7 protein-coding genes and 1 riboswitch are annotated in these 8,478 nt (G+C 67.9%); of the genes, 6 read left to right on the top strand and 1 reads right to left on the bottom strand.

Going from position 1 to position 8,478, the window contains the following annotated elements:
* The 5 genes from IP69_RS00290 to IP69_RS00270 form a co-directional block, all read left to right on the top strand.
* The coding region (locus IP69_RS00290) for an OmpA family protein (protein WP_248306648.1) at positions 1–1,011 on the top strand (1,011 nt) is incomplete at its 5' end.
* 156 nt (positions 1,012–1,167) lie between these two features.
* Complete coding sequence (locus tag IP69_RS00285; protein ID WP_054140809.1) at positions 1,168–1,356, top strand: hypothetical protein; 189 nt, start codon at positions 1,168–1,170, stop codon at positions 1,354–1,356.
* A 37-nt stretch (positions 1,357–1,393) separates the two neighbouring features.
* Positions 1,394–1,498: riboswitch (TPP riboswitch) on the top strand.
* A 75-nt stretch (positions 1,499–1,573) separates the two neighbouring features.
* A complete protein-coding gene (thiC, locus tag IP69_RS00280; RefSeq protein WP_054140808.1) occupies positions 1,574–3,469 on the top strand; it encodes a phosphomethylpyrimidine synthase ThiC in 1,896 nt (631 codons plus the stop codon).
* Between the two features lie 76 nt (positions 3,470–3,545).
* The gene (locus IP69_RS00275; protein ID WP_054140807.1) at positions 3,546–4,286 is read left to right on the top strand and encodes a SprT family zinc-dependent metalloprotease; all 741 of its coding nucleotides are present in this window, start codon (positions 3,546–3,548) and stop codon (positions 4,284–4,286) included.
* Between the two features lie 73 nt (positions 4,287–4,359).
* The gene (locus IP69_RS00270) at positions 4,360–5,556 is read left to right on the top strand and encodes a multidrug effflux MFS transporter (protein WP_054140806.1); all 1,197 of its coding nucleotides are present in this window, start codon (positions 4,360–4,362) and stop codon (positions 5,554–5,556) included.
* 4 nt (positions 5,557–5,560) lie between these two features.
* Here IP69_RS00270 and IP69_RS00265 read toward each other — a convergent pair whose 3' ends face one another.
* The gene (locus tag IP69_RS00265; RefSeq protein WP_054140805.1) at positions 5,561–7,714 is read right to left on the bottom strand and encodes a PBP1A family penicillin-binding protein; all 2,154 of its coding nucleotides are present in this window, start codon (positions 7,712–7,714) and stop codon (positions 5,561–5,563) included.
* A gap of 307 nt (positions 7,715–8,021) precedes the next feature.
* On the opposite strand from IP69_RS00265, the gene IP69_RS00260 reads away from it, so the two are divergent.
* The gene (locus tag IP69_RS00260) at positions 8,022–8,423 is read left to right on the top strand and encodes a DoxX family protein (protein WP_054140804.1); all 402 of its coding nucleotides are present in this window, start codon (positions 8,022–8,024) and stop codon (positions 8,421–8,423) included.
* Positions 8,424–8,478 lie beyond the last annotated feature (55 nt).

Below are 8,478 nucleotides of genomic sequence, written 5' to 3'. Positions count from 1 at the left end.
GGCCAGCCGCCCGCGCCCGATCAGCGCCAGGGCCGGCGTGGCGGGGTCAGCCCCGGCGGCGCGGCCGCGATCGGGCTTGGCGCCGGCGTGCTCGGCGGCATCATGGCGACGCAGGGTGCCGAGCGTCTCGAGGATGTGCGCGGCCGGCGCGAGGAGCGTCGCGAGGGCGACGTCACCATCACCCGCGAACCCGGACGCACCATCATTCGCGACAATGATCGTACCATCATCCGCCGCGACGAGACGCAGCGCTTCCGTGAACTCGGGCTGGAAGCCCGCACAGAGCGCCGCGGCGACGAGAACCGCACGGTGTTCGAGCGCGCCGACGGCACGCGGATCGTGACGATCACCGACGAGGACGGCCGCCTGATCCGCCGCACGCGGCTCGACCGCGACGGGCGCGAGGTCGTGATCATCGACAACACCCGCCGCGACCGGCCGCGTGACCGCTTCTCCGACGAGATCGTCGTGCTGGAGCGACCGGCGCTGCGCATCCCGCGCGAGCGCTACATCGTCGATGCCAACGAGGCCGATGAAGGCCTGATCTACGACACCATCATCGCGCCGCCTCTCGGGCCGATCCCGCGCCGCTACACGCTGGACGAGGTGCGCTATTCGCCCGATCTGCGGGCGCAGATGCGCAGTGTCGACATCGACACCGTGACCTTCGCCACCGCCTCCTGGGATATCGCGCCCGGGCAGGCGCAGCGACTCTCGGTCATCGCCGACTCGATCCGCCGCGCGTTGCAGAAGTCGCCCAACGAGGTCTTCCTCGTCGAGGGGCATACCGATGCGGTCGGTCCCGACATCGACAACCTGTCGCTCTCGGACCGTCGCGCCCAGTCGGTCGCGGAGATCCTGACCCGCGATTTCGGCGTGCCACCGGAAAACCTGACGACGCAGGGGTATGGCGAGCAATATCTCAAGGTCGCCACGCAGGATGCCGAGCGCCTGAACCGCCGCGTGACGCTGCGGCGGATCACGCCGCTGCTGGCGGGCCAGGGCGGCTGACCACAGGCCGGCCACCGGCATCGACCTGGAAGGCCGCCCCAGGGCGGCCTTCGCTGTATCGCGCAACGGACGATTGTCGCGGCTCTCTTCACAAAGGCTCAAGCTTCCCGGTTTAGCGATGCTGGCAAGCCAATCACTGCAGAGGAGATCTTTGCCGTGAGTGACATCGCACAGACCCTGGCCGTGACGCAGGCCGACGCCACCCGCCAGGTCATGCAGACGCAGATGCTGCGCCAGCAGGCCCAGGCCGATCAGGCGGTCGCAACCATGATCCAGCAGAGCGCCGACCAGATGCAGGCAACCCTGCCGGCCGGACAGGGGCAGATCCTCGACCGCACCGCCTGAGGCGGTTGCGGATCGACACCGACCCGCCTAACCTCGATCCCGTTCCGAGGGGTGCCCGCAAGGGCTGAGACGGCTTTCCCAGCCGAACCCATCGAACCTGATCCGGGTCATACCGGCGGAGGGACTGGAACGCGGCGCAAGCCCGCATTGCGACCGCACAACAGCGCTTGAACCGCTTCGACGCCGGATCTCCTGACCTCAAAGGCGGAGATCCCCGATGAACACCCCCTCATCTCTCAAAGCGCGCAACTTCGGCGCACCGACCGGCGTCACCACCGGGCCGATCGGCGGCTCGCGCAAGATCTATGTCCCGGCCCCGCAGCATCCGTCGATCGCGGTGCCGTTTCGCGAGGTGCGGCTGAACTCCGATGCCGAGCCGCCCGTGCGCATCTATGACCCGTCGGGGCCCTACACCGAGTCCGACGCGGCGATCGACCTGAACGCCGGCCTGCCGCAGATCCGGCGCGACTGGCTGACCCGAAGCGGCTTCGACACCGTGCCGGGCCGGGCGGTGACGGCGGCCGACAACGGCGGCCTCTCGCCCGATCAGATGGTCCCGAGCTGCCCGGCGCAGCGCCCGGTGCTGCAGGCGAAGCCGGGCCAGATGGTAACGCAATACGAATTCGCCCGGGCCGGTATCGTCACGCCCGAGATGATCTATGTCGCCCATCGCGAGAATCTCGGCCGTGCTGCGATGCTCGAGGGGGCAAAGGAGCGCCAAGCCGATGGCGAGAGCTTCGGCGCCAGCGTGCCGGAATTCGTCACGCCGGAATTCGTCCGCAGCGAGATCGCGCGCGGCCGCGCCATCATCCCCGCCAACATCAACCATCCCGAGCTGGAGCCGATGGCGATCGGCCGCAACTTCCTGGTCAAGATCAATGCCAATATCGGCAATTCCGCCGTCACCTCCGGCGCTGCCGAGGAGGTCGAGAAGCTGGTCTGGGCCATCCGCTGGGGCGCCGATACGGTGATGGACCTCTCCACGGGGCGCAACATCCACGCCATCCGCTCCTGGATCCTCAGAAATTCCCCGGTCCCGATCGGCACGGTGCCGATCTACCAGGCGCTCGAGAAGGTCGGTGGCGACCCGGTCAAGCTTGACTGGGCGGTGTTCAAGGAAACGCTGATCGAGCAGGCCGAGCAGGGCGTCGACTACTTCACCATCCATGCCGGCGTCCGGCTCGCCTATGTGCCGCTGACGGCATCGCGGGTAACGGGCATCGTCTCGCGCGGCGGCTCGATCATGGCGCGCTGGTGCCTGGCGCATCACAGGGAGAGCTTCCTCTACGAGCGTTTCGACGAGATCTGCGAGCTCATGCGCGCCTATGACGTCTCGTTCTCGCTCGGCGATGGCCTGCGCCCGGGCTCGATCGCCGATGCCAATGACCGCGCCCAGTTCGCCGAGCTGGAAACGCTGGGCGAGCTGACCCAGGTGGCCTGGGACAAGGGCTGCCAGGTGATGATCGAGGGCCCCGGCCATGTGCCGATGCACAAGATCAAGGCGAACATGGACAAGCAGCTGCGCGAATGCGGCGAGGCGCCCTTCTACACACTCGGACCGCTGACCACCGACATCGCGCCGGGCTATGACCACATCACGTCGGGGATCGGAGCGGCGATGATCGGCTGGTTCGGCTGCGCGATGCTCTGCTACGTCACGCCCAAGGAGCATCTCGGCCTGCCCGACCGCGACGACGTCAAGACCGGGGTGATCACCTACAAGATCGCCGCGCACGCCGCCGACCTCGCCAAGGGCCATCCGGCGGCCAGGCTGCGGGACGATGCGCTGTCGCGAGCCCGCTTCGACTTCCGCTGGGAGGACCAGTTCAATCTCGGGCTCGATCCCGATACGGCCCGCGACTATCACGACGAAACCCTGCCCAAGGACGCCCATAAGGTCGCGCATTTCTGCTCGATGTGCGGGCCGAAATTCTGCTCGATGAAGATCACCCAGGATCTGCGGGCGCAGGTTCTGGCGATGGGCGACAATGAGCGCGCCGCGCTCGATCACGCGGCCGCCGAGATCGAGACGAAGCGCAGCGAAGGCATGGCGGCCAAGGCAGAGGAGTTCCGCGAACACGGCGCGAAGCTCTATCTCCCCGCCGCCGGATGACAGCAGCGTCGCGCCAAGTGCCGCCCGCCACTTAGCCCCTTCCGCATCGGCTGCGAATCTCGCACAATCGCGGCCGATGCGGCTCTCCCTGTTCAAGCGCAAGCCCGATCCCGAGCGGATCGAGGTTCCCCATGGCGGGGTGCTCTACCCCGTCGCGGTTAAGCGCCGGGCGAGCGCGCGCCGGATGACCCTGCGCGTCTCGCAGGCAAGCGGCGAGATCACCCTGACCCTGCCCGAGCGCGCCGATTTCGCCACGGGGCGGCTCTTCGCCGAGAACCATGGCGGCTGGATTGCGGCGCGCATCGCCAAACGCCCCCAGGGCATCCCCTTCGAGCCCGGGCAGACGATACCCTTTCGCGGCACGCCGCACCGTATCGTGCACTGGTCGAAGGCGCGCGGGGTCACCCAGGCCACGCAGGACAAGGATGGCGCGCCGATCCTGGCTGTGGCGGGCGAAGCCGCCCATGTCGCGCGCCGGATCAAGGATTTCCTGCGCCGGGCCGCGCTGGCGGATCTGGAGGCGGCGGTCGCCCGCCATACGGCCGCGCTCGGTATCCCCGCCCGTAAGATCACGATCCGCGACACCACGAGCCGCTGGGGCTCCTGCTCCTCCCAGGGCCATCTCAACTTCTCCTGGCGGCTGATCCTGGCGCCGCCCCTGGTGCTGGACTATCTCGCCGCCCATGAGGTCGCCCATCTCAAGGAGATGAACCATTCCCACCGCTTCTGGGCGCTGACGCACAAGCTTTGTCCGCGGACGGAGGAGGCGGAAGCCTGGCTCAAACGCCATGGCGCCGGGCTGCACGCTTACGGGTAGGCTGCCCAGCCTCGACAGCCTGACGGGTCGCGCCTAGACAGCCGCCTGCCGTTCACGCAAGGCCGCCCTTCTTATGAAACTCCGCCCCGATACGCTGGCGATGACCGCCGTGCTTGCCATGCTGACGGCGCTGGGCCCGCTTTCGACCGATTTCTACCTGCCGTCGCTGCCCGACATCGTGAGGGTGATGCAGACCGATGTCGCCGGTGCCCAGGCGACGCTTTCGGCCTTTCTCTTCGGCTTTGCCGGAGGCCAGATCCTGTGGGGGCCGCTGTCGGACCGGCTCGGCCGCAGGCCGGTGCTGCTGGTCGGGCTTGGCATCTTCGTCGTGGCGACGCTGGCCTGCGCGCTGGCGCCCTCAATCGAGGCTCTGACGATCGCACGCGTGGTTCAAGCGCTGGGCGCGTCGGGGCCGATCGTGCTTGGCCGGGCGATGGTGCGGGATCTCTATGAGGGGCCGCGTGCGGGGCGTGAACTCGCCCGGATGGGCATGATCATGGGGTTGGTGCCGGCGGTCGCACCGGTGCTGGGCGGGGTGCTGCAGCAGGGCTTCGGCTGGCGCTCGACCTTCGTGGCCTCGCTCGCCTTCGCGGCTGGGCTGATCGGCGTCGTCATCGTCCTGCTGCCCGAGACCATCCGCGCCCGCTCGCGCGAGCCGCTCTCGCTGATGGCGATCATCCGGGGCTTCGGGACCCTGCTGCAGAACCGCGCCTTCCGCGTCTATGTCGGCCTGACCGCGCTCGCCTATGGCGGGCTTTTCGCCTTCATCTCGGGCTCGTCCTTCGTGCTGATCGGCATCCACGGCCTGACGCCGGTGCAGTACGGACTGTCCTTCGGCTTCGGCGTGCTCGGCTTCATCCTCGGCACGATCCTGGCCCAGCGCCTGGTCGGCGCGCGCGGCATGGATGGCGTCATCGCGCTGGGTGTGCTGTGCCTGGCCGGCGGTGGGCTCATGATGCTGGTCTGCGTCCTGACGGGTTTTGCCGGCCCCTTCGGCGTGATCGTGCCGATGGCGCTTTATGCCTGCGGCGTCGGGCTGGTCATGCCGCAGGCCCAGGCCTCGGCAATGATGCCGTTTCCGGACCGCGCTGGCGCGGCGTCGTCCTTCACCGGGCTGTGCCAGATGCTGTTTTCGGCCTGCGTCGGGCTTCTTGTCGGCCACGCCCTGAAGAGCGGGGCGCTGCCTCTGCCCCTGGCGATGTCGGCGATCGGCGTCGCGGCGCTGGTGCTGTTCAAGGCCAGTGCCGCGATCCGTAGCCCGAAGGCCTGAGCGTTCAGCCGCCGAACAGCCGCTCCAACAGGTTCTTTTCCTGCGGCGGCGGCGGGATCCAGGCCCGGTCGCTGTCGGCGGTCTGGGTGTTGGCCGGCGGGCGCGCCGTGGCGACCGGCGCACCACCGTCGAAGATCGAGCGCGGCGTGCCCTGCCAGAGGCCGCCCGGCAGCGGGGCAGGCTGCATGCCGGCATGGGCGGCGCGCATGTATTTGGCCCAGATCTCGGCCGGAAGCCCGCTGCCGAAGACACGCTTCATCGGGCTGTTGTCGTCGTTGCCCAGCCAGACGGATGTCACCAGACGGGCCGTGAAGCCGACGAACCAGGCGTCGCGGAAATCCTGCGTCGTGCCGGATTTGCCGCCGACCTCCCAGCCCGCGATATTGGCCTTGCTGCCGGTGCCGCTGACCATGACCTCGTGGAACATGGCGTTGATCATCGACAGTGTCTGCGGCTGGATGACGGGGCCAAAGCCCGTACCCTTGCGCGCATAGATCACCTTGCCCGACAGCGACTTCACCTCGCGGATGACATAGGGCAGCACCGCCTGCCCGCCATTGGCGAAGGTGGCATAGGCGGTGGTCAGTTCGACGGGGGTGACCTCGGAGGTGCCCAGCGCCAGCGACGGATTGGCCTGCAGCCCCGAGGAGATGCCGAGCCGCTGCGCGGTGCGCACGGATTCGCGCGGCGTGACCTCCTGGTTCAGCTTCACCGCGATGGTGTTGAGCGAATGGGCAAACGCGCTCTGCAGCGTCACCGGGCCGCGATAGGTCCGGCTGTTGTTCTCCGGCGTCCAGCCCTTGATCGATACGGGCGAATCCTCGCGGATCGTGTCGGGCGTCAGCCCGTGTTCCAGCGCGGCGAGATAGATGAAGGGCTTGAAGGCCGAGCCCGGCTGGCGCTTGGCGGCGGTCGCGCGGTTGAACTGACTCTTGGTGTAGTCGCGCCCGCCGATCAGCGCGCGCAGCGCGCCGTCGGGTGCCATCGAGACCACCGCGCCCTGGCGGACATTCTGCTTGGCACCCTGGGCGGCCAAGGCCTCAACCAGGATCGTCTCGGCCGAAGCCTGCAGCCTGGTGTCGATCGTGGTCAGCACGGTGACGTCGCCATCGACCGCGCCGATGAAATCGTCGAGCACGTCCATCACGTAGTCGGCGGCGTAATTCACCGAACCGGCGCCGATGCGCTCCGACGCCTCGGCGGGAGCGACCAGCGCGGTCTTGGCGGCGTTCTGCGAGATCAGCCCCTGATCGGCCATCGCCGCGATCACCAGCTGGGCCCGCTTCTCGGCGGCTTCCGGGTTGCGGTTGGGGGCCAGCCGCGAGGGTGCCTGGACGAGGCCCGCTAGCATCGCCGCTTCCGCGATCGTGACCGAACGCGCCGATTTGTCGAAATAACGCTGGGCCGCCGCCTCGACGCCATAGGCGCCGGAGCCAAAATAGACCCGGTTGAGATAAAGCTCGAGGATCTGGTCCTTGGAGTAGGTGCGCTCCAGCCAGAGCGCCAGGATCGCCTCCTGGATCTTGCGGGCGGCCGTGCGCTCCTGCGTCAGGAACAGGTTCTTGGCGAGCTGTTGGGTCAGGGTCGAGCCGCCCTGCACGCCGCCCGTGCGGCGCATGTTGTTGACGAAGGCCCGGGTCAGGCCGATCGGGTCGATGCCGAAATGCTCGTAGAAGCGCCGATCCTCGATCGCCACGAAGGCCTTGGGCAGATAGGGCGGCACCTCGCCGATGGTGACGGTGCGCCCGCCGGTCTCGCCGCGATTGGCCAGCAGCGAGCCGTCGGCGGCCAGGATCGCGATATTGGGCGGACGCTTGGGCACGGTGAGCTGGTTGATCGGCGGCAGTTGCGCCGCGTGATACGCCACGAGTCCACCGAGCCCGATGGCGCACCACAGCCCGAGCACCATCGTCCAGTAAACCATGCCGCCGAGGAAGGAGCGGCCCTTGCGACCGCGCCTACGCCCGCCGCCTCCCGAGCCGCCATGGCGCTTGTCACGCCGGGGGGGATTGCGGGTTTCGGGACGTGCCGGTGCGCGATGGCCCCGGGTGGGGCGGTCTTCGTCGGAGAGGCGCATGTCGAAATCGTCGCGGCTTTCGCCCCGTCCTGGTTCGAAGGAGGGCTCGCGCCGCTCTGCCCGTTTCGTCCGCTCGTTCATCCTGCCCCGTCGCGCCGCTCACCGCGTTGGTGCGAAACACGCGGTCACGGCTTCAGACAGGAGTTAAACATGGCGCTTTTAAGGGGTAGTTAAGGGTGAGGTGGCCGTCGCCGCCAAATCGGCTCGCGGCAACGTGACGATGTTGCAAAGCTGCAAGCGCTGCTCTGTCGCGCGGCCATATTGCGAAGCCTGCGACAATCCGTCATCAGGCTTGAAAACGCAGCGGGTTGAAACGCCGGATCCTCCCGACACAAACGGCGGACCCCCTGTCTGTCACGTGGTTCGCCACCAGAAAGAGAAACAGCCGATGCTCTCCCTCGATTTCGTCAAGCGCTTCGATCCGTATTTCCTCGCCCTGCTGCGGATCTTCACGGCCTTGAGCTTCATCTCGCATGGCACGCAGAAGATCTTCGGTTTCCCGGCTCCGCCGTCATGGGGCATGCCGGGTGCCTTCACCCTGTCCTGGACCGCGGGCGTCCTCGAAATCGTTGGCGGTGCTCTCGTGCTCGTCGGGTTCATGACCCGGCCAGCCGCCTTCGTCATGTCCGGCCTGATGGCTGTCGCCTACTGGATGGCGCATGGCTCGAAGGGCTTCTATCCGATCCTGAATGGCGGCGAGGCGGCGATGCTGTTCTGCTTCATCTTCCTCTACATCTTCGCCTCCGGCCCCGGCGCCTTCAGCATTGATGGCCTGCGCCGTCGCGCCTGAGACTCACGCGGCTGCCAAGCCGGCGGCAGCAGCATGAACGCAAAAAAAGCCCGCC

This window comes from Allobosea sp. AAP35, assembly GCF_001295925.1.
Lineage (GTDB): Bacteria > Pseudomonadota > Alphaproteobacteria > Rhizobiales > Beijerinckiaceae > Allobosea.
This window is presented reverse-complemented; position numbering and strand designations above follow the sequence as displayed.